At 55.6% G+C, this 25,779-nt stretch carries 22 protein-coding genes; 15 read left to right on the top strand and 7 right to left on the bottom strand.

All coding sequences use genetic code 11. The annotated features are described in order from the left end of the window. Positions 1 to 97 precede the first annotated feature (97 nt). The gene (locus tag ACSFA3_RS06270) at positions 98 to 637 is read right to left on the bottom strand and encodes a hypothetical protein (protein ID WP_435504507.1); all 540 of its coding nucleotides are present in this window, start codon (positions 635 to 637) and stop codon (positions 98 to 100) included. Between the two features lie 214 nt (positions 638 to 851). On the opposite strand from ACSFA3_RS06270, the gene ACSFA3_RS06275 reads away from it, so the two are divergent. The 3 genes from ACSFA3_RS06275 (at position 852) to ACSFA3_RS06285 (ending at position 6,715) form a co-directional block, all read left to right on the top strand. Beyond that, complete coding sequence (locus ACSFA3_RS06275; protein WP_435504508.1) at positions 852 to 1,097, top strand: helix-turn-helix domain-containing protein; 246 nt, start codon at positions 852 to 854, stop codon at positions 1,095 to 1,097. A gap of 2,407 nt (positions 1,098 to 3,504) precedes the next feature. Next, positions 3,505 to 5,298 carry an ATP-dependent nuclease gene (locus ACSFA3_RS06280; RefSeq protein ID WP_435504509.1) on the top strand — a complete coding sequence of 598 codons (1,794 nt, stop codon included), beginning with the start codon at positions 3,505 to 3,507 and terminating at the stop codon, positions 5,296 to 5,298. Beyond that, positions 5,291 to 6,715, top strand: coding sequence for a UvrD-helicase domain-containing protein (locus tag ACSFA3_RS06285; RefSeq protein ID WP_435504510.1), 1,425 nt, complete (start codon positions 5,291 to 5,293; stop codon positions 6,713 to 6,715). Before ACSFA3_RS06280 ends, ACSFA3_RS06285 begins: the two co-directional genes overlap by 8 nt. Positions 6,716 to 7,200: 485 nt before the next feature. Here ACSFA3_RS06285 and ACSFA3_RS06290 read toward each other — a convergent pair whose 3' ends face one another. Further along, complete coding sequence (locus ACSFA3_RS06290; protein ID WP_435504511.1) at positions 7,201 to 7,896, bottom strand: SOS response-associated peptidase; 696 nt, start codon at positions 7,894 to 7,896, stop codon at positions 7,201 to 7,203. 71 nt (positions 7,897 to 7,967) lie between these two features. Continuing rightward, positions 7,968 to 8,330, bottom strand: a complete 363-nt coding sequence (locus ACSFA3_RS06295) for a DNA/RNA non-specific endonuclease (RefSeq protein WP_435504512.1) — start codon at positions 8,328 to 8,330, stop codon at positions 7,968 to 7,970. 619 nt (positions 8,331 to 8,949) lie between these two features. On the opposite strand from ACSFA3_RS06295, the gene ACSFA3_RS06300 reads away from it, so the two are divergent. The 3 genes from ACSFA3_RS06300 (at position 8,950) to ACSFA3_RS06310 (ending at position 11,424) form a co-directional block, all read left to right on the top strand. Next, a complete protein-coding gene (locus ACSFA3_RS06300) occupies positions 8,950 to 10,170 on the top strand; it encodes a nucleoside 2-deoxyribosyltransferase (protein WP_435504513.1) in 1,221 nt (406 codons plus the stop codon). Next, positions 10,167 to 10,775, top strand: coding sequence for a 7-cyano-7-deazaguanine synthase (locus ACSFA3_RS06305; RefSeq protein WP_435504514.1), 609 nt, complete (start codon positions 10,167 to 10,169; stop codon positions 10,773 to 10,775). The genes ACSFA3_RS06300 and ACSFA3_RS06305 overlap by 4 nt, the downstream gene beginning before the upstream one ends. A gap of 406 nt (positions 10,776 to 11,181) precedes the next feature. Continuing rightward, positions 11,182 to 11,424: a nitroreductase family protein gene (locus ACSFA3_RS06310; RefSeq protein WP_435504515.1), complete on the top strand. Its 243-nt coding sequence runs from the start codon at positions 11,182 to 11,184 to the stop codon at positions 11,422 to 11,424. A gap of 13 nt (positions 11,425 to 11,437) precedes the next feature. Here ACSFA3_RS06310 and ACSFA3_RS06315 read toward each other — a convergent pair whose 3' ends face one another. The 3 genes from ACSFA3_RS06315 to ACSFA3_RS06325 form a co-directional block, all read right to left on the bottom strand. Beyond that, positions 11,438 to 12,256, bottom strand: coding sequence for an 8-oxoguanine DNA glycosylase (locus ACSFA3_RS06315; RefSeq protein WP_435504516.1), 819 nt, complete (start codon positions 12,254 to 12,256; stop codon positions 11,438 to 11,440). 549 nt (positions 12,257 to 12,805) lie between these two features. Further along, a complete protein-coding gene (locus ACSFA3_RS06320) occupies positions 12,806 to 14,995 on the bottom strand; it encodes a hypothetical protein (protein ID WP_435504517.1) in 2,190 nt (729 codons plus the stop codon). 7 nt (positions 14,996 to 15,002) lie between these two features. Further along, on the bottom strand, positions 15,003 to 15,167 hold the full coding sequence (locus tag ACSFA3_RS06325) for a hypothetical protein (RefSeq protein ID WP_435504518.1): 165 nt from the start codon (positions 15,165 to 15,167) through the stop codon (positions 15,003 to 15,005). Positions 15,168 to 15,618: 451 nt separating this feature from the next. Here ACSFA3_RS06325 and ACSFA3_RS06330 point away from each other — a divergent pair, with 451 nt between their 5' ends. After that, entirely contained in the window at positions 15,619 to 15,933 is a 315-nt protein-coding gene (locus ACSFA3_RS06330) for a hypothetical protein (RefSeq protein WP_435504519.1), read from the top strand. Positions 15,934 to 16,031: 98 nt separating this feature from the next. On the opposite strand, the gene ACSFA3_RS06335 is transcribed toward ACSFA3_RS06330, so the two are convergent. Next, positions 16,032 to 16,592 (bottom strand): DNA/RNA non-specific endonuclease, encoded by a 561-nt coding sequence (locus ACSFA3_RS06335; protein ID WP_435504520.1) that lies wholly within the window; start codon positions 16,590 to 16,592, stop codon positions 16,032 to 16,034. Between the two features lie 142 nt (positions 16,593 to 16,734). Here ACSFA3_RS06335 and ACSFA3_RS06340 point away from each other — a divergent pair, with 142 nt between their 5' ends. The 8 genes from ACSFA3_RS06340 to ACSFA3_RS06375 all read left to right on the top strand — a co-directional run bounded on the left by ACSFA3_RS06340 (position 16,735) and on the right by ACSFA3_RS06375 (position 25,771). Continuing rightward, on the top strand, positions 16,735 to 17,175 hold the full coding sequence (locus ACSFA3_RS06340; protein ID WP_435504521.1) for a LexA family protein: 441 nt from the start codon (positions 16,735 to 16,737) through the stop codon (positions 17,173 to 17,175). Between the two features lie 7 nt (positions 17,176 to 17,182). Beyond that, positions 17,183 to 18,478 carry a Y-family DNA polymerase gene (locus ACSFA3_RS06345; RefSeq protein ID WP_435504522.1) on the top strand — a complete coding sequence of 432 codons (1,296 nt, stop codon included), beginning with the start codon at positions 17,183 to 17,185 and terminating at the stop codon, positions 18,476 to 18,478. A gap of 36 nt (positions 18,479 to 18,514) precedes the next feature. Then, positions 18,515 to 18,754: a hypothetical protein gene (locus tag ACSFA3_RS06350; protein ID WP_435504523.1), complete on the top strand. Its 240-nt coding sequence runs from the start codon at positions 18,515 to 18,517 to the stop codon at positions 18,752 to 18,754. A gap of 258 nt (positions 18,755 to 19,012) precedes the next feature. Further along, the gene (locus ACSFA3_RS06355) at positions 19,013 to 19,396 is read left to right on the top strand and encodes a hypothetical protein (protein ID WP_435504524.1); all 384 of its coding nucleotides are present in this window, start codon (positions 19,013 to 19,015) and stop codon (positions 19,394 to 19,396) included. A gap of 342 nt (positions 19,397 to 19,738) precedes the next feature. Beyond that, a complete protein-coding gene (locus tag ACSFA3_RS06360; RefSeq protein WP_475544571.1) occupies positions 19,739 to 20,704 on the top strand; it encodes a TolC family protein in 966 nt (321 codons plus the stop codon). Next, positions 20,701 to 22,215, top strand: coding sequence for an efflux RND transporter periplasmic adaptor subunit (locus ACSFA3_RS06365; RefSeq protein WP_435504526.1), 1,515 nt, complete (start codon positions 20,701 to 20,703; stop codon positions 22,213 to 22,215). The genes ACSFA3_RS06360 and ACSFA3_RS06365 overlap by 4 nt, the downstream gene beginning before the upstream one ends. After that, complete coding sequence (locus ACSFA3_RS06370; protein WP_435504527.1) at positions 22,212 to 25,385, top strand: efflux RND transporter permease subunit; 3,174 nt, start codon at positions 22,212 to 22,214, stop codon at positions 25,383 to 25,385. Before ACSFA3_RS06365 ends, ACSFA3_RS06370 begins: the two co-directional genes overlap by 4 nt. Next, positions 25,382 to 25,771, top strand: a complete 390-nt coding sequence (locus ACSFA3_RS06375) for a copper-binding protein (RefSeq protein ID WP_435504528.1) — start codon at positions 25,382 to 25,384, stop codon at positions 25,769 to 25,771. The genes ACSFA3_RS06370 and ACSFA3_RS06375 overlap by 4 nt, the downstream gene beginning before the upstream one ends. Positions 25,772 to 25,779: the final 8 nt, after the last annotated feature.

Consider the following 25,779-nt stretch of genomic DNA (forward strand, 5'->3'; position numbering starts at 1 on the left):
TGCTTGAGAACTACAATTTACAAGACCAAACGCTTGTCTGTGAATTAAGTAATTGGCCTGAAAAGCGTAGTCGACGTCATCCAATGGCGAATTCTTTTCAGGGCTCGTCAATTCCCAATCTTGGAATACCGCGCTTTACTGTCTTCGTGGTCATGAAATGATCCCAAGCTTTAGCAAAAAACTCATCCCGAAACTGTTCGTTCAAAAGACTTGACTGCGAAGTTTCAGGGTTGTCTTTCAGTTCTTGCAGTGCATACCTTCGAAATGCATCGAGTGCAAATGAATGAGCAGATTGACGCTGGAGAGTTTCCTCGACGTTATTAAGTCTCTTAACTACCAACTCCAAATACCTTAGATGATCTCTAGAGATTCTATCGTACGTACCAGCTCGCTCGTTTGCGTTTTTCAGCATAGTTTCTTTTTCGATCATTTCTCTATGGTGTCGCATTATCACATCGGTTAATTCATCCACTTGCTTCGCTAAACTCATTGCGTGGCTGTAAAAGCGCTCTGCTCTCTTCAATTCATCGGAATTTTCTCGAATAGCCCTCATTCGCTCTTCGAAACGATTTGCGGCCGCACCCATTCCTTTAAGTACGCCGGTCATTATTTGATCGTTCATGTCAAAAACGCTCATGGCATGTTCTCGTTTTGAAGTTAATAACTTTGATTCGAAAGGCTACAACGCAAGAAGAAATAAAACGTGCTTTCTAATTGCCGACAGGTCACAGCGAAGCTACTCTGGTCCTCACGCACATCTATACCATCAAGCTTGCCACCACCGTCGCCCTTTGATTATATGTGGAAGATCGTCCGTGGTGTGATCGAAGTCGGATGGAGACGATCATGGCATGCCGATTTCGTCCCCACGTCACGCCGAAGAACCATCACTTGTCGCTCTCGGACTAGCAATCCGCCATTCGAGAAAGGCTCTCGGAATCAGTCAGGAAGAACTCGCCCACCAGAGTGCGATTGACCGGTCGTACATGAGCAGCATCGAAAGAGGCATGCAGAATCCAGGTGTAATTTCTATATTTCGAATTGCTGCTGCGTTGAAGATGTCGACCGCAGATTTGATGGCAGAAGCGAGGTTATAGTTTTTTTAATTCTGTAACCTGCTCTTTTTTAAATCAAAAAGCTTTTCTGAATTTAAAATTTGTTCTTGCATCTGAATCATTTATTTGAGCGAAAAAACCTTCAGATCGAAGCAGATGTCAACCTTTATTTGAACTGCGACTGCCACGACAGTCACACAAATGAAAATGCGTCAACCTCTTGCACCATACTGGATCGCAGCAGTAAGCAAGACTTGCGGGCGAGCTGTGCGTGACCATGGTGTGCTGCGGTGGACACGATGATGGTGAGACGGGGAATGCGGATGAAGTGATCTTGAGATTATCCCCAACCGCGGCAGCCTCAGTTCGGAAACATAGGCTAATCAAATCTTCCAGCATGTCTGCCGCCGTGACCTTCCTCCTTGATGGTTTTTTCCCCCCAAAAAAACGATCAAATTGCATCCGATGCAACTTGAATTGCTCTGAACACAATTCACATTGCTTCTGACACAAAATACAGAGCAGTCGAAACAAAATAAGTCGTTTCGGCAGCAAGACAATGCAATAAATTTGCATTCACGTCTGCTGCTCGACGATCCCTCGCAGTATCTTCGGCGTCCTTTCTGAGCTTTCAAACGTCAGAGTCGTCTTATGAATCGATGGTTTAGGCAAGCAACCTCGACTCGTTTACAACGCACTTCCATCTGGCAGAAGTACTCTGTGTTGAGGTGTTTGCACGTGTGCCAAGCCACAAAAAGGCACGTCACCGAGCCGTTTCCGCATCCTGTTTCCGTTTCCAAACAACGCGTTAAAGTGCGTTCCTGAAGGTGGATTTCCGACCTTCGTTTTTGTGTATAAACATACCAGCAACTTGAGCGATTAACGCCCGGAAAACTCTTCCATTAACAGGGGCATCAATGGAAAAAATGACGTTAGAAGTCGTCTGAAAAACTGCTTCAAAGCGCATGGCTTTACATCACGCGGACGATGATGAACGAGAGTAACAAGGAGTCTTCTGTTGCACACGTCCACGGACACCTCTGAGCTTTGAAAAAACACGAGACCAGGAGCGGCGCCGAAGTGTGCGTTCGAGCAGAAGCGCCAGTGTGACGCTGCAAAAGGTCAAGCTTGAACATCAAGTTCACTACGTCCGAGATCCCTCTCCAAGTGCCAGACAGTCCACCGTCGACGCTCTGCGGCTTGTCTACGATAGCGCTAAGCCCGCTTGACTTTAAAAAATCCACAAGGCTTCTTAATTATCAATCTCTCATTTAAAGTATTTTTATTCAAATCTTCTTTCATAAAAACTTTTACGATTAACCATACTTTGTCTGTTTGAGCTGTTGGAGTTCTCGCGAAATTGCCCAGGCTTGTTGAATTCTTGAGTACCAAGGTCCAGTGCTCCCGTCATCAAATTTTGTTTGGGCGGTCTGTTGAACGTTCTTGTGATTTTTTTGGTGTTCAGTCGGCATCACTTTTTTTTAATTGAGATCTGAAAGAAGAATAACGCCTGCTTTCATTCACTCGTCTAATTCTTCGACAACATCAACGCTAAGATAATTTTAAGCAATAAATTTCGATTTATATTGGCACAGAATGAATTGCCACTCCGGCTGCACCTAATTCAAATGGTAGTCATTCGCAAAAAAGCTGATTGCCTAAATTAAATAAATCACATGCCAATAAAATTAGCGCCAAAATCAATCAATTCTTCGGCATTTGCTCAAATCATAAATCGATCAATTAACAAGCATTATCTTTACTATCAGCATTTGTCTTAATTTAAAGGTGGCGTTTGTCCTCGGCCATTTTAAAGCGCCGAGGCAATTTTTTCCACCTTGCAGATCAAATACATTGACATTCAAACAGCTGAGTGAGTCCTAACTGTGAATCTTGACATTTGCCAACACAACTCGTCCAGGACTACTGGAAATTTCTTCCGCTTTTTTGATCTTTTGAAGTGCGCAATGGCTTTACGCCCGCAATCCGCAATACCACGACCACTTTTTTCAATCTAATCTGTCTTTTATTCGCATCTTTTGGTCATTTTTTATAGAGTTAGCCTTTACTCCATGATTTAATTCTCACGACTGGAAAACCAATCTAGTATTTCGATTTATGGCGCTGGGCTGCCGGTCCAGAGAAAGGGTGGCTTTTGCAGATTCTCGCTTTTGCAGTGGTTTTTCTTCTCCAACGGCGGAAAGACGTTGATAATGGTCTTGGAAATGTAGATCGCGGCAATTCTCTGAGATGTGCAGCCGAAAAGGACACTTCTCTATCCGGCGCCGGCTTGTTTCCGTCAATCAATAATGACCGCTTTTCAGTCGATGCCTTCATGCCCATAAGCGGCACGGACAATTACTTTTAGATCACAGCAGTTTCACAATCGTGGGGCAATCAGAAGAGGTGGTTCCTAGCTCAATTTTTAAGACCAGTGGTGTTGTTAAAAATGGACCTTAAACTGCGCCATTTGCAATGGACTGAGAAAATGCCGAAAATCCGATGCATCGAAATTCGAAACTTTCGCTCGATCAAGTCGCTCGATTGGTGTCCCGCCCCAGGAGCGAACTGTCTTGTTGGGCCGGGAGACAGTGGAAAGTCTACGATCCTCGACGCGATTGACATTTGCCTGTCGGCCCGACGAAGCTGGAGCTTTTCGGATTCGGACTTCTTTAATCAGGAAGTGAACAGGCCACTGTACGTTCGTCTGACCATCGGTGCTCTCCCTGACGCCATGCTGGATCTAGACGCGTACGGCGATTACCTCCGAAGCTATGACGACGAGCTCGAAATGATCGACGACGAGCCTAAACATGGCAGTGAGACCGTCCTGACCCTCGAACTGCGCGTGGAGGCTGATTTAGAGCCCCAGTGGCGCCTCTACTCCGACCGTACTGAGGACGGCGAACATCGCAAATCGCTTGCCTGGAAAGATAGGTTGGCGCTCGCGCCTGCAAGGCTTGGAAGCCATTCGAACTCGAACCTTTCTTGGTCGCGGGGTTCGGTTTTGAACAGGCTGTCAGACGGTCATGTCAGCGTGGGAACGGCGTTGATCGACGCATCTCGTGAAGCCCGTGCCTCATTCGGGGAGCAAGCCGGCGAGACGGTGTCGGGCGTTCTGAAGGCGGTAACGGAGACGGCGAGGGAACTCGGCATCAACGTCGGCGCGGAGGTCAAGGCACTTCTGGACACTCACGCGGTCTCATTCACGGATGGCGCGATCTCACTGCACTCCGAAAGCGGGATTCCGCTGCGAGCACTCGGCGTTGGGTCAGCTCGCCTTCTACTTGCGGGGCTGCACCGCCGCGCGGCAACCCACACCAACGTCCTCCTGGCCGACGAAATCGAATACGGACTTGAGCCGCATCGTTTGATCCGCCTTCTGCACTCCCTGGGCGCAAAGGACAAGGACGACTCGCTACAGGTCTTCATGACAACACACTCGCCGGTCGCCGTCCGCGAGCTGAGTGGCGACCAAGTGTACGTGGTACGTCGCAACGCTCGGACGCACGTTGTCGCGAAGGTCGGTACTGAGGACGCGATCCAAGGAGCGCTCCGAACGTATCCCGAGGCATTCCTTTCGAGAACTGTCGTCGTCTGCGAAGGGGCCAGCGAGATAGGGCTTCTACGTGGCATCGATCTCCACCGGGCCTCCAAGGGCGAGGCCTCGGCTTTCGCAGCTGCATGCTCTTTTCTCGATTCATCCGGCGGAACGCCCGAGCGCACGCTTCAACGAGCTCAGATCTTCCGAAGGCTCGGTTTTAAGACGATCGTCTTTCTGGACTCTGACCTCAACATCGACCAAGCCGAGCTTGAGAAGACTCGCGACGCCGGAGTGCACGTGTTCCTGTGGGCAGAAGAGCGCGCACTCGAGCAGGCGATGTTTAACGACGTCTCTGACGCTGCAGTTGACGAACTTCTGGATTTGGCCGTTGAACTCAACTCGGAAGAGGAAGTTGACTCAAGCATTGTGCAGATGTCAGAAGGCAATTTCACACTCGAGTCGGTGCGAGAGTCCTTCGCACTTTCCGATGTGTATGCGTCCGACATTCGCGAAATCCTTGGGGATGCGGCCAAACTCAGCTCGAAAGCCAAGAAGGGCAAGGCTGCACGAAGGGGTTGGTTCAAGTCAATAAGCCGGATGGAGGCCGCTGGCGATCGCATCATCGGACCCCGTCTGAGACATGCCAATGGCGATTTCAGGCGGACTCTCGAGGCTCTGTTCGCGAAGATCCATGGCTGAGCTCGAAATCGACATCCTGACCTCGCAGTCGGGCAGCGTTGTCGCACCGGCTGGGTGCGGTAAGACACAGTTGATTGCTGACTCGCTGCGCACCATGGAGTCAGGTCGGCCAGCCCTGGTGCTCACACACACAAATGCGGGGCGCGCCGCGCTCGAGCAACGTCTTCGGCGCGCCAAAGTGCCGCCAACCGTATTTCGAGTCGCGACGTTAGACAGCTGGGCGATCCGACTGGGCCAGCGCTTCCCTGCTCGCACCGGCCTGACAAGCAAAGTGCTCCGCGTCGAGCGCGCCAGTAGCGACTACCCGGCCATTCGCAAAGCAACGGTCAAGCTCCTGCAGAGCAAGCACATTGACGTGCCGTTGCGCGCCACGTACTCACGGGTGCTTGTTGATGAGTACCAAGACTGCGACTTGGATCAACATGCGCTCGTGGTTGCACTGTCGCGAGTCCTTCCGATCACGGTCTTGGGCGACCCTCTCCAGGCTATCTTCGACTTCAGCGGGCCGACCGTGAAGTGGAAGACGGACGTGCTGCCCGTGTTCCCTTCGCTGGGCCGACTTGCCAAGCCCTGGCGATGGCACAACGCGAAGGCTCCTGACCTTGGTGCATGGCTTCTCAACGTGCGGGAGTCGCTAATCAATAGGGTTCCGATCGATCTTGCCAGGGCACCCGAGGACGTCGTCTGGGTTCAGCTCTCCAGGAATGAACCCGAAGCGTATGTGCAGCGGATGAAGGCAGCCCAGTTCAAGGCGCCAAGTACCGACGGCTCTGTCGTCATCATCGTCGACAGCGCAAACAAGCGGGTGCAGCTCGATACCGCAATCAGGACGCCAGGAGCTCTCATGGTCGAAGCCCTCGAGCTTAAGGATTTCATCGAATTTGCCCGGAGCTTTGACCCTGCCCATTCGGCTTCTCTCGACCACCTGGTGGGATTCGCGTCCGACATGATGACGGGATTGTCCGCAGCGCAGCTGCTCAAGCGGGTGGCATCCCATTCAACTAACCGCTCTAAAACAGAGGCTACGCCCATCGAAACCGCAGCGCTGGCATTCTTCAACAAGCGCGATTTCTCAAGCGCGGCGCGTACTTTGAACGACTTCCGAGCCGCGGCCAGCCTTCGAATTTTTAGGCCGGAAGTGTTCAGGCTGTGCGTCAACGCCTTGGAGGCCGCGCATCGAGGCGGGACGTTCTTGGAAGAGGCCATTCGGGTCCGAGAACGAAATCGGCATTTGCCCCGGTCGGTTCCGCGTCGCGCAGTTGGAAGCACACTGCTACTTAAAGGGCTCGAAGCCGACGTCGCTGTTGTCCTCGACCCGCAAAAGCTGAATCGGCGTCATCTGTACGTGGCAATGACCCGAGGTAGCAAGACGCTCGTCATCTGCTCACCAACGGCTTTGCTGACACCGAAGGACTAGGTAAGAAATGCATCAGGAGTTATGCAAATTCTTAGGAATTTCCTTGGAAGCAAAGCACAGCAGCTCTGGCGCGGCTACGCTGCGCCAAGTCGTCGTTGATGCTTGGGACGGCACGGATCGACACGCCGACGCACCCACCTTGCTTCTTAAGGTTGCAAGTGAACTTTCATCATCGGACAGTTCCGTGGGCGACCAGTCATGACCCTACGTGCAGCGATCTACTTGTCGCGAAGTGTCATGCACGTTGATTTGCCGCCGTTGACCCATGAGGTGTTGCCGGCCGTTGACCAATGAGGTGTTGCCAGCCGTTGCTTGGGGCGCATTGGGTGCGTTTCCAACGCCTGCCTACTGGGCCCAATGCATTCGCTTCCAAAACTAGCACGCCGCAAACGAGCGCTGGTGAACTATCACCAGTCTGAAGTGGTAGTCCGTCTTCTGGCAATGACCGAAGGACCGTGGCAGCAAGTAATCTTCAAGCTATCTTTCTAGTCCTCAGGCCCGACAGACGAGACGACATTGGGAAGAATCGGCCCCGATTCGAATACGTCGACCGGCGCAAGCTTCATCAACCCTCTGGCCTGCTCGACCGTTCCTTCAAGCCAGTGATCGAAATTTGCGGCTTCCAGTGGTATTACCGACCGCTTGTCCTGTTTTTTCGGCGGCGCTTTGGGGTCCGGCTTGTGCATGCGGCGCATCAGCGGATGGTCGTCCGCGTTGATGGTCAGCATGGTGTAACTCTCGTGCACTTCGCCGGTCGCCTTGTCGATCCAGGTGTTCCATAGACCTGCCAGCCCCCATGGATCGCCGTCAACTCGACGGAACTGCCACCAGACGTTCTTTCCAGTCTCCCAGTTCGGCTCGTCAAAGACGGCAGCGGGAATGATGCAACGCTGTCCCCGCTTCCACGGGTCCTTGTAGCTGGCCTTCGCCTCCAATTCCTCGCTGCGTGCATTGTTCGTGGGGAACTTGAGCTTTGGTTCCTTCGCAAACCACGGGATCAGTCCCCACTGTCCGACCACGAGTTCGCGTTTGTAATCGGCAACGTCACGCGCTCGTCGAATGAACGGACCCAGTGAACGCGGGAAGATGGCGCGAGGCCAGAGCTTGGGCACGTTCTCGCGACCGAGATGCCAGTAGCGCTCTACTTCGATCTGGCTTGGCGTTTCGTATCGGTTGCACATGAACTCAGCCTACCGGATCAGGGCAGTGGTTGCTTTAAAAGTGCAAGCCCCGTGCGCCGCTCGAACTCGCCTTAATCAATCGGTTCCAAGCTGTGCGATCCTGCGGTGTTGGTCATCCAGTAAGCCCAAGCCCTCCCCTCACGGCGGCTGTAGACCACCTTCCACGTGTGGCTCGGCACCCAGACGCCACCGGCGCCGATGGTCGACGGCCGCTGGTAGAACGTCGGGCCGGTGAAGACGTAGACGTCACCCGGCGTTCGCGCGGCGTACTTGCGCGTTGCTTGCTCGATCTGGATCCAGCGCGCTGGTTGAGTTGTGGCGATTGCGGAACCATGTTTGCGCGCAAGAAAGACTGTACTGTTGCGGAATGGTTTGGCATGTCGCCCCCGGGGCCAGGTGTCCGCGGTCGTCGCCACTACCGACGTAGTCGGCACACTGCGGTCGGTCTGTTTGGACAGACGTGCTTCCGGATAAACGCCGTATTGGCGACAGCTCGACGTTCACGATCCCAATCACCGAATACACCACCTTCTCTTGGCTTTGCCCCAGACCAAAACCCTCGCATGCGTTTATCCATCACAAAAATTACCACCTGACAAGCCACGCGAAATTTTTCTGAAAGTCTGGCTGTTTCGTTACAGAATGCATTTGTCTCGAAATTGTTAACTCTGTTCGTAAAGCATAGACGTCTGAGTAAGACAAGTGTTGCGAATAAATCTAAGGAGGAACTATGTCTGGTGGCGGTGGTGGTGGCGGCGGAGGCGGTGGGGGCGATCCGGTCCCATGCGAATACATGCAGTTTGAGACGGTGCTGGCGAGTCCGAAGCCTTCGGGCGTTGCGATAATCGCAATCGGCGACGTGTTGACGATTGAAACAGTGGTGGTTGGCGGGACGACAGTTGTTCAGGTAGTCAAGGGAAGTACGCTAGTCGGTGGTCTTGCAGGGCCTGACGCATCTAGGCTGAGGCAGTGCATTGAGAAAGGCTTCGTGTACGAGGCCATAGTCCTCAGTATCAATGGAGGCCAAGTTAGAGTGCGAGTGGTTGCAGCATCATGACCATGCAAGTTGTTGGGGGCGTGTATGCCGAGCAGTGCATTCGGCCTCGATGGAACGAAATCTATGGATCTGCAGGCCGTGCCGCGGTTGCCATTGCCGCAATGGAGGTGCCGGTCGCCTTGCATGCATACATGGACAAGGATTCCCAAACAGTCTTTGATGGGTTGGCCACATGGAATCCCAAATTAAGAGTTTTGGGTAAGACAACACAAAAGACCGTCCAATTTCGATACTTGCATGACTTATCGGTGCCGCAAATCGACAATGTTCCCCCACAGCCTTGGGAATCTTTTCAGCTTACGCAGGAGAAGATTGTGCGGTTTGGCATGTTGGAAACGGATGCCGTCGTTCATGCTGAGTGGGCCGTCTACGACCCGCAGAACGGTAGCAGCGGCGTTCCCTTTGGTGCAAACGGTTCCACAGCCAACTTCCTTGCGGTGGTGTTGAACGTTTGTGAGGCAGCGCTCATGGCGGGCGTACCTGGCGCACCCCCTGAACAATCGGCACCACTGATCGCGAGTCAGCAGAATGCAGCAGTTGTGGTCATCAAGATGGGTCCGCTTGGTGCGTTTGTCTGGACGCCGCAAGGGGTTGCCCAAGTGCCCGCTTATCGAACGTCTACAGTATGGAAAATAGGCTCAGGCGACGTCTTTGTCGCGCACTTCGCGCTTGCGTGGATGCACGAAGCTCTTGCGCCAGTTGCTGCAGCGGAACGTGCATCTCGCGCCACAGCGTATTACTGCGAAACCAAGACCTTCCCATCTCCAGAGCAACTTGCCGCGTATCAACCGCCTGCCATCGTTCCATCACCCGAAACGCTCGCGGGAAAAAAGCGAAGTGTTTACCTAGCTGGCCCGTTCTTCGACTTGATGCAGCAGTGGATGGTTGAAGAGGCGTTGCATGTGCTTCAAGACATGGGCTTGAATGTGTTTTCCCCGTTCCACGAGGTCGGCATGGGAACTGCTGCAAACGTGGTGCAGAAAGACCTAGAGGGCATTCGCGATACAGACATGCTATTCGCGATTGCCGATGGCCTCGATGCCGGCACTGTGTACGAGATCGGATACGCCCGCGCGTTGGCAAAGCCAGTCATCGTCTACAGCGAGCGTCACAGTGGCAGAGAGGATTTAAAGATGATGCAGGGATCGGGCTGCGTTTTGTGCGACAACTTCACGACAGCGGTTTACACAGCCCTGTGGGCAGCCGTGGAACTATGACAACAGCGCTCTTGCTGTCTGGGGGAATGGATTCTTTAGCGTTGGCGTGGTGGAAGCGCCCAAAGATCGGCATCACTGTCGACTATGGGCAACTCGCCGCGGAAGGGGAAAAGACTGCTTCCGCGCAGTTGTGCAAGGAATTGGCCATGCGCCATGAAGTCTTGACAGTGGACTGCAGGGCATTGGGCTCGGGCGACATGGCAGACACGCCGCCCGGTTCGTTTGCCCCGACAACTGAGTTCTGGCCTTATCGCAATCAATTGCTTGTCACGCTGGCATGCATGAGGGCCATTGGATTGAATGTACAGACTTTGTACATCGGAACGGTGGCGTCAGACCGAGAGTGCCACCATGACGGAACACCGGATTTTGTGGCGAAGATGAACGCATTAGTGTCATCGCAGGAAGGCGGTCTACAGGTGTTGGCACCAGCTATTGAGATGACAACCGCCGAGCTCGTCCGTCGGGCAGAAGTGCCGTCATCGCTGCTTGCATGGGCCCACAGTTGTCATAAGGCGAATGTTGCCTGCGGGGCTTGCCGTGGTTGCTACAAATACTTGTCAACGTATGCCGAACTTGGTGCCGACGATGGGCCGGTCTCCTGAACCCCTGCCCCACATTGCCCCGCACCCGTATCGCCCATTTGTGTGGCCACAAGGCGATCTCGTTCCACTGGCACCGCATGAGGCAGAACTGTCAGTCGACTTGTGCGCGCTGGTGGAACAAAGGAGCACACGGCGTGATTTTGCGGGGGTCCCGTCGCTGGCACGCATGGGAAGCTTCCTTTGGCTTTCCTGCCGAAATCGCTCGCAGCGGTCAAGTTTGTATGGTTTCCCCCAAGAATCGCGTGTTCACCCAGGTGCGGGTGCGGTCCATCCGATCCACGTTTTGGTTGCGCAGGCGGGTGGGTGCTGGCGTCGTTACGACCCTGTCGCGCATGCCCTTGTGACGCTTCCTGGATCGAACGATGCCGCTGCATCAACGAGGCAGGAAGCTCAGCTTTTGATGAGCATGAGCGGTGCGCTGCTTATTGCACTGATTTGCGAACCCGGTAAGACGGCGGCCAAGTACGAGCATTCTGAGAGCTTGGTCTGGAGGGATGCAGGCGTTGTTCTGGGCTACATGTCCATCGTTGCCGAGGCCCTGGGTTTAAATTTTTGCCCCTTGGGCTTGATCGGCGACCCTTGGCCGCTTGAACAGGGCGGGACGCTGCTGCTAAGAGGCGCAGGCCTGGCGGCGCTTTCAAGCCGTTGAACAACTGACCGGCTCAGCGCAGCGCAAATTGCGTCTGCACCGAGAGTCCATCGCTACGCCGAGCTTCTTCGGGATTGCGAAGGTGACTTACGAGATGCCGAACCGCTTGGGGTGAGTTGGCCATCTCGTACCAGATGATTGCGTCGAGCTCAGACGCGCGCGTGTCGAGTGCAGTGCTGAACTTCAAGAACAAGGCTTCCAGATCGGAGTAGTGTCGGTCCACGGACCACGACTTTGGGAACAGATGAATGGCCTGGCCAACCCGAAGGATGTGAATGTCCAGTATGGCCACGTCGTCGGCTTCAAGCCAGTTTCTCGCAATCCACGATGCGGTCTTCGGTCCGATCCCTGGCAATTCCACCAACCAGTCTCGCAGCTGTTTGCCGACAGTTGTCTTTGGGGCACTTGGAATCTTTTTGAGAGCTTCTGCCAGGTACTTTGCTTTCTGAGCAGCAAACCGGTAGTGGACGCTTTTGGATCCCATGGTGACCGGCTGCTTGAGTAAGGTTTCAAGGCGCTCGGCCGAGGGCGCGGGTCCTTCAAAGACACCTTCTTCGAGCAACTTGTTATAGGCAGCAAGGCCCACAGGCGCCGGGATGCCGTGACCACCCAGCAGACATGCACCCACTTCTTGGGCGAGCGAACGTCCCAACCGATACGTTGCCGTCTGGTTGGTGAGCCGCCGGGCGATCACTTGGTACGCAAAGTATGCGGGGGTCGGGAACGCGCCGATTTCACCCCAAGGCACGCCGGACATCACCTCAGCCCAAGGGTCGGGCAACTCGACCCCGATGGTGCCGTTGCGCGTGATCACAGTGGCCGACTGCGTCATGGCGATCCTCCCGGTACGGCCTTGCCGCACTGCGCAGCCATCCACGCTCCCATGCAAGCTTGCTCTTGACGTGACATTCGGAGAATTTTCTGCTTCACGCGCGCAATCCTTCGCTTGCTCGCTTCCCTGTCCCTGAAGTTTCCGCCCATGTAGCGGGGAACGTAAAGTTCTGTCGGAGTTTCAAAATTGAACCACAAGCTTTCCTCGTGGCAATCCGTGTGCGTTTTTGCACGGAACACCGTTCGGTTTAACCCTGCGAGCATTTCTTGATAAAGGCATTGTCGTAACCCGAGATGAGCACCATGAAAGGAAGCTTGTGCAAAAGCGTTAGAAGCGCAACGTGCTGCTCGTGAACGGAGTCGTGCCGGTAAACGCGAGTGCGACGTCGGGTTGAACGATGGTACGAAGGGTCGACGTACCCTGTGACATACAGTGTGATCAGCGACAACGCTGGCTATTCGACGCGACGCGCCAAAAGCACAGCCAATCAGTTGGAATAACAAACGAACCAACACTGGACATCGCACCACGCCGTAGACAGTTGACCCATCAAATGCGATCTAATGCACTTGCAACCGAACTTGGCTGTTTTTTTCGTTTACTTTGAATAACGATTTGATCGCAAGATTTCCAGAAAACATTCTGAAATTTTCTAAGAGCGTTTTTTAATAACTCACCAGAATTTCGATAACTTTTACTATAACGCCCGGATTTGGCATTTATCCGCCATTTTTTATCAATGTAGTGCAACTCACCTGCAATTCGCGCCGGTTTAAATTCGGTTAGGCATGGGTGTCCCATTTGATCAACTTCTTTACCGATTAACAACGCGCCGTCATAAGTTATTACCCAAATCAAACAGTTTTCCTTCTCTTCAACATCCGCGGAAAAATTTATTGGGAACAGCTCCGCAATTGATTTTTCAGTTGGCTCGTAAAAGATTTTAGATGTACTATTTTTTTGAATTACGCCATTTTGCAACTCCAACGGCTTGAAATAAGCTGGCGCTCTTAAATCTCCGTAGGTCTTGTTTAAATGCTCAGTTAATCCTTGATCTTTATCTTGTAATTTTCTTGCAAAAGACGCTATAAATCCCCAATCTGCTTTTAAAAAAGGATCCTCGGTGCCTAGATGAGGATAGCGTCTAATCGCTTCAAAAACAAATTGGAATTCCTCTGAATCATACACACGAACAGCGGAAACGGCATCTCCTTGTGGAATGTCGGTTGCATCAACAAGCATCGAAAAAACAGGCTTATTTTCAAAATAAAAATCTACGACCCATTGAAATCGGGCAAAGCTTTGGGTAAGGAAATCAAGATCTTTTTCTTCTTTTAAAGTCAAAGATCTTTTATTTTTTCTTATTAATGCGTTAGGGGTTTCGCCAATTTTTTCTCTGCTTTTAGCTGTAAGAGACTCTCTGATCTCAGTCTTTATCTTTCCAATTTCAGCAAGTCTTATCGAGCATTCAAGCTCAGAGCGTTCTGGGCCTGTTGGCGCGAGAGATTCTGCAAGCGTCTTCGTTATTGTTGCGATTCGAGCAATGGTATTGGTGACCTCGATTAGCGGTATTCTAACTTTTTTATCTGTCGCTGCGATGAGAATTTCAGGCACAAGAATTTCATGAGGAGGCTGCCATTTTCCGTCATCACTTTTCTCCTGCAGCACCAGTCCGACTTGATTTATTTGTTCAAATAACGGTAACTTTTCGTAGTTACATAAATCTCTAAATGTCGCTCTCGCATAAGGCCCGAGACGATCATCGTGAAGATAAATGGCATTTTCGTGCGGCGCAGATTTGTATCCCAGTATTGTGACGGCGTGACCAGCGCGTTCGATTAGTTTTTTGCTAACTTTACAAATCGAAAAAACCATTACACCGAGAATCAGTGGCAAGTCACTATCTAAATAGATTTTAATCTTTTTAAATAAATCCTCTTGACTGACGCCGCGCAAGGATTCCGTATGATGCTTGAGACCTTCTACGTCTAACGCTCGCAGTATCTGTTTGTTGGACAGTTCCCTACTGGGAAAACTATTGCTTGAGCCTTCAATAAAATTTATTGCTTCTATAGTTATCTTGCTGCAAGAAGGTATTTCACGCACAGGTCGCCATTGAAGTGCGTGCAAAGCTGACCAAATTGCAGTAGTTGCGCAGGCAGAAACCACTTTATCCTGCTCTTGAAAAGCAATTGACTCTACAGTCAAACTTAATCCAAATAAATTTATTTCGTACGCTCGCGCAAGCTTTTTCTGATTGACGGCATTTGGCTCAGCGGAGTATGTTTTTAAACACGTTTTGCCAATGAATGTTTGCGGAAGTGGTTTCACGACTGAAAAACCCAGATACGAAGCTTTGAGTTTTTTTATTCGAGCATCTTGTGGGTTAGTTACAATCATTTCGCTGAGATCGGAATGATCAAAATTCTCTGAGAAAAAGTGTAATCGAGCACATTTGTGACCTTTGCCACTAAACCTCCGCACGTAAAATCTAGAAAAGTCGTCCAAATAGTCTTTATCAATGTACGAAAATTCCAAAACTATTGTTTTAGCTTCTAAATCTCGTAAGTATCGAAAAATATAATCAATTTGTTTTTTGTGAAAAATGTCGGGGAACTCTGAGTCAAAACATTCTCTTACGAGAGTACTAAGCGTTGATTTATCAAAACCACAAACCAAGTAGGGAACCATTTTTTGACCAAAAAAAAGCAGCCAAATGGCTGCTGTTGTTACGCGCAAATAATTTTCAAAGACTGTACGTTCTTGAAAGATCGTCTTTGGTCACAGCCCTGCGTTCAGCATCGTCCGACAATTTTTTGTCCAGTTCTGCCATCCGCTTTTTGAAAGCAGCCACTTTTTCGTCATCCATCACCATCGTCTTAAGCGCAGCAAGTAGCTCAGAAGTCGTCATTTCCAATCCTTGGTACACAACCGTTGCCTAACATTGTAGGCATGGAAGGTGGTCACAGCAAGGGGTATCGATCGCAGAACGTAGCCAAAATACCTAAACTTGCGTTGGGCATGCCACAGGCCTGTGGCGTAGACACCATCAAAGATGGCTTCTAGTCTATGAATAACCAGTCTCAAAATGCTAGAGGCGGCGATGCTTTCCGTCTGTCCACCTCGGAAACGCTGATGACCTTCAACGGGTGTCGATACGCAGACCTGCGATCCGTCAGTCGGGGACGGTGGCTGTCGTCTCATCGGCTTGCCTTCCACGCGCTCACCCTACGAAACCAGCTTCACGCTTTAACTTCCCTCGCATTCATTCAATAAGTCGTTGATTCATATAGTTTTTTTCTCTTGGCGCTTAACTTTCGCTAAACTTTTCATGCCACCGGAAAAAAGAGGGTAGAATTTTGATGTCACTGGTCTTCCGGCAAGAAGTGCACCAGTGCCACCTCGACACCACCCTCAAAGGAAATTTTACTATGACAGATAAGACGAATGAAAATTCATACCGCATCAAGGAACTTGAGCGTCAGCTGAAAGGCTTGCAGCAGCGGGTTGGCGTAATGACCGCTGTTGGCAATGCTCGAAACAAGTCGACCGATCAGCGCCTTCGTGATCTTGAGATCAAAACTGCGGTTGTCCAAGGCGCGCCCCAAAAAGAGATTGCCAGGATTTACAAGCTGAGTCCTGGGCGCGTGAGCCAGATCGTAAAAAGAATTGCCTGAAGAGTCACATTTGTGGGACCAAAATCGGCTTCGGCCGGTTTTTTTTCGCCATTAAGTTGCTAACTTTCCTTAATGTCATTGGCCTCACTGCCGCAAGGTCAGACGCATTCGTTGCCCTTGTGGCGTGTTTGCGCAATGCCTGCTTGATCTGGTTCCAACCGCGTCAGTTCAATTCGGGAGATTGCGGCACCATGCTCGCAAGCGAAAAGGATTGCGCTGGCGTTTTCGTTGGGCATGTCCCCCGTCGGCGCCATGTGACCGCGGTCGTAACCGCTTCCCACGAAATCGCTCAACTGCGCGCTTTCAATGGCGGGCAAACGCGCCTCTGGGTAGAAGCAGTCCATGCGTTTGATGCCTTTGGCAGCTTCAACGCTTTGAAGTGTCAGCTTTTCGACTGCATACACAGGCGTCTTACTTTCTCCCAAATACAGTACGGCGAAACCGTCGAAGCACAGTGCGCGTTGGCGGCGTGGCAAAGCCACGGCTGGGACAAACCCGGGGAAGTGCTGCAGACACTGAGCGAACGCCTTGCCAGTTGCGCCTTCATCGCGTGGTGCTGTCGTGGCAATGCTTGGCCGCTGTGTAGAGCCAGTTGGCAGCGTATACGGCTTGATGCTGCAGCCAGGAACCTGGATTGCAGCAACGAGACTCAAAAGCAAGCCCACGCCGGTTGGGCGCACTGCCGTCAGTGCACGATTGAAGCTCCGACTTCGTGAAGTTCTTCTTTTCACTGGTCAAACACCGGACACCATTTCGAAAAAGCCTTGACGTGACAGTTCATGCCAAAACTATACTGTACGCATGAACAGTACTGTCGTTTTCATCATTCCTCCGGCAGCACCGCTGCCGCGCGTGCTGATTCCGATCGTGCAAAGCCGACTTCCAGCTGGTTTTCCGTCTCCCGCGGACGACTTCGCGGTGAAACGCCACGACCTGAATGAGCTGCTGATCACGCACCCGGCTGCAACATTCATGTGGCGTGTGTCCGGCTTGTCGATGATGGATGCGGGCATCTTTGACGGCGATGTTCTGGTGGTGAACCGTGCACTGACGCCGGCACACAAGGACATCGTTGTGGCCCAGGTTGACGGCGAGTTCACCGTGAAGTACCTCTACAAGCGCGCAGACCGCATCAAGCTTGTGGCGGCGAACGCCACGTTCCCCGCTATCACATTCAGCGAGGGACAAGAACTTATCATCGTCGGCGTGGTGACGGCGACGATCAAGCGCTTTCGCCAGTGAGGCAGCCATGTACGCGCTCGTCGACGGAAACAACTTCTACGTCTCGTGCGAGCGCGTCTTTCGACCGAGCCTGCAAGGCCGGCCAGTCATTGTCCTGAGCAACAACGACGGCTGCGCGATTGCCCGATCGAATGAGGCGAAGGCTCTCGGCATCACGATGGGTGAGCCGTGGTTTCAAATTCGGAAGAAGTACCCCGATGCCGAACTGATCGCACTGTCGGCAAACTTCTGCCTATACGGCGACATGAGCAACCGGATGATGTCGATCGCGGCGGGCCTTGGTCCAGAGCAGGAGGTCTACAGCATCGACGAATCGTTCATCGACCTCCAGGGCGTCCGCGGCGACTTGGTGAAGCGCTCTGGCGATGTGCGCGAGAGGATCCTCCAGTGGATCGGCATACCCGTGGGCATCGGCATTGGCCCGACGAAGACGTTGGCCAAGTTGGCCAATCACATTGCCAAGAGCGCGGACCGCAAGCCGGGCAGCTACCCGGCCGAACTGGCACGGGTGTGCAATCTTTCGGCATTGCCTGCAGCCGACTTCGACGCGGTGCTCGAAGCGACCGACCTGGGCGAGATCTGGGGCATCGGCCGACGCATTGCCGCTCAGTTGCGCGAGGAAGGGCTGAAGACCGCACTTGATGTCGCGCGCATGGACCCGGTGGTCGCCCGCCGCCGCTGGTCGGTGACGTTGGAACGCACCGTGCGCGAGATGCAGGGGCAAGCGTGCATCGCGTTCGAGGACACGCCGACGTCGAAGAAGGAGATCGCGTGCACCCGCAGCTTCGGCACCGCGATCACCGAAATCGCAGATCTGATCGAGTCTGTTACCGAATTTGCATCGCGCGCGTGCGAGAAGCTGCGGAAGCAAGGCGGGCATGCCAGCCAAGTGCTGGTGTTCATCCACACGAGCCCGTTTCGTGGCGGTGCCCAATACTCACGATCAATCACTGTGCCGCTGCGAAAGCCCACCGCAGACAGTGGTCTGATTGCATCAAGTGCCGTGCGCGGGCTGTGCGCGATCTACCGGTCAGGCTTTCGGTTTGCGAAAGCGGGTGTGATGCTGCTCGACCTGCAAGACGCATCGATCGAACAGGGCGAGCTCGATCTACATGATAAAGGCGAAGACCGCAGCAAACTTATGACTGCAATGGACGCCATCAACGACCGTTATGGTCGCGGCTCTCTTAAGCTGGCCAGCGCAGGGACTGCCGAGGGGGCACGCACCTGGGTAATGAAGCAGGACCTGAAAACCCCCGACTACACGACGCGCTGGACCGATCTGCCGTTTGCGCGCGCATGATCTGAAACCCATTCACTGGAGCTGGTTTTGAACACTATGAATCTGCACCCGCTTGATGGCGACGGCGACCCAACGCACGAACCGCGCGTTTTGTTCGCTGCTGCGGCAGCGCGGGCCGGCCTGATTCGACCCGGCGATCCGATTGACGAAAACATGGCCGACTACGCGCTCGAAATCGTGACGTTGGCTGCGCGAATCGCTGACGGGTACCCGAATACCTCCTGTACCGAAGATACGGTCGGTGATGCGATCAGGGGGCAGTTGTACGAGGTGTAAACATCCATTTGCTGGACCAGAAGACCAGTGGAGGGAATGCGTTGCCTTGCCGGCGTTCCAGTGGCAACAGGTGTGCCGTTCCCGTTCACCGGATGGCTGCCCTCTCCGATGTTCGCGGCCGTGACGATGAGCTTTAGTTCGGCGTCTGTTACCGCAGTGCGCTGCACCTGAGGTGGACCGATGATGTTGAGTTGCCCCGTCCAGGACAGTGGTGTGACTCCTGCGGAGACAGCATCCGGACGCTACACTGCGTCGAGAATGCAAAGCAGTCACCCAAACCATCGCTTCGCCATCGCATTCTTCGTAATGGTCTCGATGGTTTTTTCGCAATTGGTGCTCGCATGTTATGTCTGCCCCGGCATGAACAACGTCGAAGCGATGGTGCAGGCAATGGCCGACGGTGCGCCGTGCGAAGGCTTGGACACCGCCCAACCGTTGCTTTGCCATCAACATTTTGCCGACGCATCACAGTCCTTTGAAAAAGTGAAGGCGGCAACGCCGTCTCTTCCTGCTGTTGTGCAGGTGCTGATAGTTCCGTTGGTTCTGCTCTCTGACGTCCGGAGCCTGGCCCTGCAGACCGTGCTAGAGCCGCGGCCTCCCCCCAATCCGGTCTTTCTCGCCACGCGCCGACTTCGCGTCTGAAATCTCCGTCGACTGACCGGTGCTGGTGCGGCTTGTCCGCATCCAGCGAATGTCTCGTTCGTCTGCGGAGTTTCCATGTCTATCCTTTTTCTGCGCGCTGTTGTCACGGCAGCAGCGCTGCTTCCCTACCTCGCAACGGCTGCCCCTCTGTCCCTGGACGAGGCGCTCCACTTCGCAGCTCAACGCTCCGAAACCACGCGTGCCGCTCGTGCTGGCGCCTTAAGCGCCACGGAGACTGCGCAAGCTTCTGCTCAGCTCCCTGATCCGACGTTGCGCATCGGTGTCGACAACCTGCCTGCGACGGGGACCGACCGCTTTCACACAGCCCGCGACTCCATGACCATGAAGCGCATCGGCATCAGCCAGGAATGGCTGTCAGCCGACAAGCGCGCCGCGCGGCGGGCCGCCGCAGACGCGTCGGTCGGCCGTGAAGCAGCGCTGGCACAAGCCGCTGCTGCAGACACCCGTCGCCAAACAGCGCTCGCCTACGTCGACGCCTTCTACGCTGGCGAGAGCGTGACGCTCGCAAGGCTTGTGGCACACCATGCGCACGAAGAATTGGAGGCATCGCTGGCACGCCTGTCTTCGGCCATGGGAAGCAGCCAGGACGTACTGGCATTGACCGGTGCCAAAGGCATTTCGGACGACGAGACGGCCGGCATCTTGCAACAGCAGGCCGCCGCAGGAGTTGCTTTCCAGCGATGGGTTGGCATGCCCCCTGATGATCTCTTGCAGCCGGGTGCCTTTGCGCTGCCGGCCGAAGACGCCTATGTTGCAGCACACCCCACGGTCGTTGCGATGCAGCGCGATGTCGAAGTGGCCACGCGGACGGCTGCCGTCACCGCTTCCAACCGCAAGCCCAACTGGACCTGGGAGGTCGCGTATGGTCAGCGCTCCGGCTATTCCGACATGGTGTCGGTGGGCGTGAGCATTCCGCTGCCCCTTGCGCCGGGGGAACGTCAGGACCGGGACACCGCAGCCAAGATGGCGCTTGTCGAGAAGGCCGACGCCGACTTGGCCGAGGCGACCCGAGCCGCCGTCTCGGAATACCGGACGCTCTTCAACGACGCGCAACGCCTGGAACAACGCATCCATGGTTACCGCGCCAGCGTCGTCGTTCCAGCCAGCCAAAGATCGGCTGCTGCCACGGCGGGCTACCGATCCAACCAGGGTAGCCTGGTCGCCCTGTTCGAGGCACGCCGTGCCGAAGTCGAAGCGCAGCGCAAGCTGCTGGCGCTGCAGCGCGACTTGGCCAGAACCCAGGTTCAATTGGCCTTTCGGCCGCTCCCTGCTGAGGTGGCCCAATGAACAGAACACGTGCGATCGGTCTTTCGCTGTTGGCGGCCGGGTTGCTGGCAACGTGCGCCTTCTACGTTGGTCACTTGACGGGCCAGACCGGGGACCCATCGATGGTCACGGCGACCTCCGCATCCGGCGCCGACGGCCGCAAAGTTCTCTACTGGCACGACCCCATGGTGCCAGGCCAGCGCTTCGACAAGCCGGGCAAGTCACCGTTCATGGACATGCAACTCGTTCCCATGTACGCCGACAGCGCGATGGGCGCGGCCAACAAGACGGGCGTGACGGTCAGCCCTGCGGTCCAGCAAAACCTTGGCATCCGCTACGCCAGCGTGCGGCGAGCGGAAACCTCTGCGTCTTTCGAAGCGGTGGGCGCCGTGCAATTTGACGAGCGACTCAACGTTTCCGTGCAGACGCGCGTTGCCGGGTATGTCGAACATCTGTCGGTCCGCGCGCCGATGGAGCGCGTGCGCAAGGGCCAAACACTGGTGACGGTCTTCGCGCCCGACTGGCTCGGGCCACAGAACGAATTGCTCGCCCTCAAACGTTCGGGCGCCACTCCTGACCTCGTCGCTGCCGCGCGTGATCGCATGCGGGCCATGTCCATCCCCGCTGAACTCATCCGGCGCAGCGAAGAGACCGGCACCGCGCAGGCGCGCTTCGTGCTCTCCGCACCGTCCAATGGCGTGGTGGCCGAGTTGGGCGTGCGAGAAGGCGTGGCCGTCACTCCCGGCACGACGCTGTTCCGCATCGCGGGGTTGGAAAGGGTCTGGGCGGTCGCCGAGATTCCGGAAGCGCAGGCGGTAACACTCACGCGTGGCCAGAAGGTCAAGGCGATCCTACAGGCCGATGCTGCTCAAACTTTCGTTGGAACGCTCGACGAGCTCATTCCCGAGATCAACAGTTCGACCCGCACTCTGAAGGCCCGCTTTGAGGTCGACAACAGGAACGGAAGGCTGACGCCTGGCATGCTGCTGCGCCTGCAGGTGGCCGGCCCCGCCAGCAGCCAGTTGGTCGTGCCGTCCGAAACGGTTATCCGCACGGGGAAGCGCGCTGTCGTCATTGTGCGCAGGGCTGACGGCGCCTTCGAGCCGCGCGATGTGTCGCTGGGTGCGGACCAAGGCGATGAGACCGAAGTCGTTTCGGGCCTGAGCGAAAGCGATCAGGTGGTCGCCAGCGGTCAGTTTTTGATCGACTCGGAGGCCCGGCTGCGCTCCGTGCTGGGCAACATGACGGCGCCCGCAGCCCCGCCGAACGCTGGAGCCTCGACGCCGGCCGGGGTGACTCACAAGGCCGAGGGAAAGGTCGAAAGCGTGGCGCCCGATGAAATCACCATCTCGCATGGCCCCGTTGCGACGCTCAAGTGGCCGTCGATGACGATGGGGTTCGCCAAGACATTGCCGAACGCCTTCCCGGAAATCAAGCCAGGCGACCAAGTTCGCTTCGAGTTCAAGGAGGGTGGCCCCACAGACTACGAACTGGTCTCCGTGCAGCGCCTGCAACCAGGCGCCAAGCAATGATCGCCGCCCTGATCCGCTGGTCGATCGGCAACAGGTTCCTTGTGCTGATCGCGACCACATTCCTGGTCGCGGCTGGCTGGTGGTCCGTCGTCCGAACACCACTCGACGCATTGCCCGACCTCTCGGACACGCAGGTCATCATCCGCACGCCCTTTCCCGGCAAGGCGCCCCAGGTGGTCGAAGACCTTGTGACCTATCCACTGACCACCACCATGCTCAGCGTGCCCGGCGCCAAGACCGTGCGCGGCTATTCGTTCTTCGGTGACTCGTTCGTCTACGTGCTCTTCGACGACAAGACCGATCCGTACTGGGCGCGCTCGCGCGTGGTCGAATACCTGAACCAGGTCCAGAGCAAGCTCCCCGCGGGCGCCAACGCCTCGCTGGGCCCTGATGCCACGGGCGTGGGCTGGGTCTACGAATACGCGCTGGTCGACCGCGCGGGCACGCGCGACGTCGGTCAACTGCGCGCGCTGAACGACTGGTTCCTCAAGTTTGAGCTGAAGACCGTGCCTGATGTGGCTGAGGTCGCCAGCATCGGCGGCATGGTGCGTCAGTACCAAGTGGTGCTCGATCCCGACCGCATGCGCGCGCTCGGCATCACGCAGTCGACGGTGATTAATGCCTTGCAGAAGGCCAACCAAGCGTCTGGCGGTTCGGTGGTCGAGTTTGCTGAGGCTGAGTACATGGTGCGTTCGCGCGGGTACTTACGGTCGCTGGACGATTTCCGCACGATCCCTCTTGCTGTGACAGGTGCTACTCCAGTGCTGCTGCGCGACGTGGCCACGGTGCAAATTGGGCCGGAAATGCGCCGTGGCATTGCCGAACTGGATGGTGAAGGCGAAGTGGCGGGCGGCGTCATCGTGATGCGCTCTGGCAAAAACGCCCGTTCGACCATCAAGGCCGTCAAAGCGAAGCTCGAAGCGCTCAAACCCAGCCTGCCGCCGGGTGTGGAAATCGTGCCTACCTACGACCGGTCGCTGCTGATCGACCGCGCTGTCGAGAACCTTCGCGGCAAGCTCATCGAGGAATTCATTGTGGTGGCGCTGGTCTGCGCGATGTTCCTGTTTCATTTGCGCTCGGCGCTCGTGGCGGTGGTGGCCTTGCCGATCGGTGTGCTGGCAGCGTTCATCGTCATGCACTGGCAAGGCGTCAACGCCAACATCATGTCGCTTGGCGGCATCGCGATCGCCATCGGTGCCATGGTGGACGGCGCGATCGTGATGGTCGAGAACGTGCACAAGCACATCGAGGCCTTCGAGGTGGCGCACGACCGGCAGCCCACAGTGGCCGAACGGTGGCAGCTCGTGTCCGAGGCCTCCGTGGAGGTGGGTCCAGCACTGTTCTTCTCGCTGCTGGTGATCACGCTGTCCTTCGTCCCGGTGTTCTCGTTGGAGGCGCAGGAGGGCCGGCTGTTTTCGCCGTTGGCTTTTACCAAGACCTACGCTATGGCAGCGGCGGCAGGTTTGTCGGTGACGCTCATCCCGGTGCTCATGGGTTACCTGATTCGGGGACGCATCCCGCATGAAGCGTCCAACCCCGTCAACCGCGTCCTCATGGCGGTGTACCGGCCCGCGCTGGAACTCGTACTGCGATTTCCGAAGGGAACGCTGGCTGTGGCTGCCGTACTGCTGGCGCTCACCGCTGTTCCTTTGATGCGATTGGGCGGCGAGTTCATGCCACCACTCGACGAAGGCGACTTGCTGTACATGCCTTCCGCGCTTCCCGGGTTGTCGGTGTCAAAGGCTTCCGAACTGCTGCAGCAGACCGACCGCTTGATCAAGACCGTGCCGGAGGTTGCGCGCGTGTTCGGCAAGGCCGGCCGCGCGGACACCGCCACCGACCCCGCGCCGCTTGAGATGTTCGAGACCACCATCCAATTCAAACCGAAGGCGCAGTGGCGCGCGGGGATGACACCGGACAGGCTGGTCGAAGAACTGGACCGCGCCGTCAAGGTGCCGGGCCTGACCAATGTGTGGGTGCCACCCATCCGCAACCGGATCGACATGCTGGCCACAGGCATCAAGAGCCCGGTCGGCATCAAGGTGGCGGGGGCGGATCTGGCCACCATCGATTCGCTGACGACGCAGATCGAGGTGGCCGTCAAGAACGTTCCCGGTGTGTCGTCTGCACTGGCAGAGCGGCTCACCGGTGGGCGCTACATCGACGTCGACGTCGACCGGCTGGCAGCCGCACGCTACGGGCTCTCGGTGGCGGACGTACAGGCCGTGGTAACCACGGCCATCGGTGGCGAAAACGTCGGTGAGGTCATCCAGGGCCGCGAGCGTTATCCGATCAACGTCCGATACCCGCGCGAAATCCGCGATTCGCTGGAACGACTGCGGCAATTGCCTTTCGTGACCGAAAAGGGGGCGCAATTGCTGCTCGGCGATGTGGCGAAGATCACCATCGAAGACGGACCGCCGATGCTTCGCAGCGAAAACGCGCGGCTGTCGGGATGGGTCTACGTCGACGTTCGGGGCCGCGACCTGCGCTCCGCCGTCAGCGACATGCAGACCGCAGTCGGGAAGACTGTGAAGATGCCTGCGGGCTACGCCGTGTCGTGGTCCGGGCAGTTCGAATACCTTGAACGTGCGACCGAGCGGCTGAAATTGGTCGTGCCCGTCACGCTGGCGGTCATTGTTGTGCTGCTCTACTTGTTGTTCAGGTCCTTCGTCGATGCGGCTTTGGTGATGGCGGCAGTGCCGTTCTCGCTCATTGGCGGCTTCTGGCTGATCTGGGCGTTGGGCCATTCGATCTCAGTGGCCACCGCGGTAGGCTTCATCGCCCTGGCCGGCGTGGCGGCCGAGTTTGGCGTTGTCATGCTGGTTTACCTGAAGAATGCACTGGCGCGCCGCCTGGAAGCCGGAGAGCCGATGAATGACGAGACCCTGCTGGCCGCGATTCGTGAAGGTGCCGTGCTGCGTGTGCGACCCAAGGCGATGACCGTCGCGGTCGTGATGGCGGGCCTGCTGCCCATCCTGTGGGGCAGTGGTACCGGCTCAGAGGTGATGACGCGCATTGCCGCGCCGATGGTGGGCGGCATGATCACGGCACCTCTCCTAAGTATGCTCGTCGTGCCTGCTGCATGGTTCCTGCTGCATCGCAAATTGCCCAAACATTTCACTCGTTCGTCTACGTTCGCAGTGCCACACCAGAGAAAAGTGCCTTGAAATACGCGACTCAACCGTTTGCATTCAGGAACTCGCGCAGTCTGGCGCTGCATTTGGGTGCACTGGTCATGCTTGGATTTCTGCCTGCTTTCAACTGTGCTTTGGCCCAGACACCGGCACGCGCTCAACCCCCAGTGCCCCTGGCCGTCTCGACAACGCTGCCGCTCACACATGCGGTGGTCGAGCGCGTGCTGCGCGACACCGGCGAAATCGTCCTCGACCACGAAGACCTTCCGAATCTGGGCATGCCGCCCATGACGATGGCCTTTGAGGTGTCGAGTCCGGACATGCTACGGACGCTCAAAGCAGGCGATAGGGTCAAATTTCAGGCCGAGATAATTGCTGGAAAGCCAACTGTCACACGGTTGGAGCGCACGACGCCTTGACAAGCGGA

Origin of the sequence: Variovorax glucosi, assembly GCF_051216695.1 — a bacterium.
Lineage (GTDB): Bacteria > Pseudomonadota > Gammaproteobacteria > Burkholderiales > Burkholderiaceae_C > Variovorax.

Coding starts and splice junctions, on each gene's coding strand:
- ACSFA3_RS06315 (WP_435504516.1), bottom strand. CDS start 12,256: ATGACGCAGTCGGCCACTGTGATCACGCGCAACGGCACCATCGGGGTC.
- ACSFA3_RS06300 (WP_435504513.1), top strand. CDS start 8,950: ATGACCATGCAAGTTGTTGGGGGCGTGTATGCCGAGCAGTGCATTCGG.
- ACSFA3_RS06370 (WP_435504527.1), top strand. CDS start 22,212: ATGATCGCCGCCCTGATCCGCTGGTCGATCGGCAACAGGTTCCTTGTG.
- ACSFA3_RS06345 (WP_435504522.1), top strand. CDS start 17,183: ATGTACGCGCTCGTCGACGGAAACAACTTCTACGTCTCGTGCGAGCGC.
- ACSFA3_RS06305 (WP_435504514.1), top strand. CDS start 10,167: ATGACAACAGCGCTCTTGCTGTCTGGGGGAATGGATTCTTTAGCGTTG.
- ACSFA3_RS06280 (WP_435504509.1), top strand. CDS start 3,505: ATGGACCTTAAACTGCGCCATTTGCAATGGACTGAGAAAATGCCGAAA.
- ACSFA3_RS06325 (WP_435504518.1), bottom strand. CDS start 15,167: ATGACGACTTCTGAGCTACTTGCTGCGCTTAAGACGATGGTGATGGAT.
- ACSFA3_RS06310 (WP_435504515.1), top strand. CDS start 11,182: ATGAGCGGTGCGCTGCTTATTGCACTGATTTGCGAACCCGGTAAGACG.
- ACSFA3_RS06360 (WP_475544571.1), top strand. CDS start 19,739: ATGAAGCGCATCGGCATCAGCCAGGAATGGCTGTCAGCCGACAAGCGC.
- ACSFA3_RS06355 (WP_435504524.1), top strand. CDS start 19,013: ATGCAAAGCAGTCACCCAAACCATCGCTTCGCCATCGCATTCTTCGTA.
- ACSFA3_RS06340 (WP_435504521.1), top strand. CDS start 16,735: ATGAACAGTACTGTCGTTTTCATCATTCCTCCGGCAGCACCGCTGCCG.
- ACSFA3_RS06350 (WP_435504523.1), top strand. CDS start 18,515: ATGAATCTGCACCCGCTTGATGGCGACGGCGACCCAACGCACGAACCG.
- ACSFA3_RS06270 (WP_435504507.1), bottom strand. CDS start 637: ATGAGCGTTTTTGACATGAACGATCAAATAATGACCGGCGTACTTAAA.
- ACSFA3_RS06275 (WP_435504508.1), top strand. CDS start 852: ATGCCGATTTCGTCCCCACGTCACGCCGAAGAACCATCACTTGTCGCT.
- ACSFA3_RS06290 (WP_435504511.1), bottom strand. CDS start 7,896: ATGTGCAACCGATACGAAACGCCAAGCCAGATCGAAGTAGAGCGCTAC.
- ACSFA3_RS06365 (WP_435504526.1), top strand. CDS start 20,701: ATGAACAGAACACGTGCGATCGGTCTTTCGCTGTTGGCGGCCGGGTTG.
- ACSFA3_RS06330 (WP_435504519.1), top strand. CDS start 15,619: ATGTCACTGGTCTTCCGGCAAGAAGTGCACCAGTGCCACCTCGACACC.
- ACSFA3_RS06285 (WP_435504510.1), top strand. CDS start 5,291: ATGGCTGAGCTCGAAATCGACATCCTGACCTCGCAGTCGGGCAGCGTT.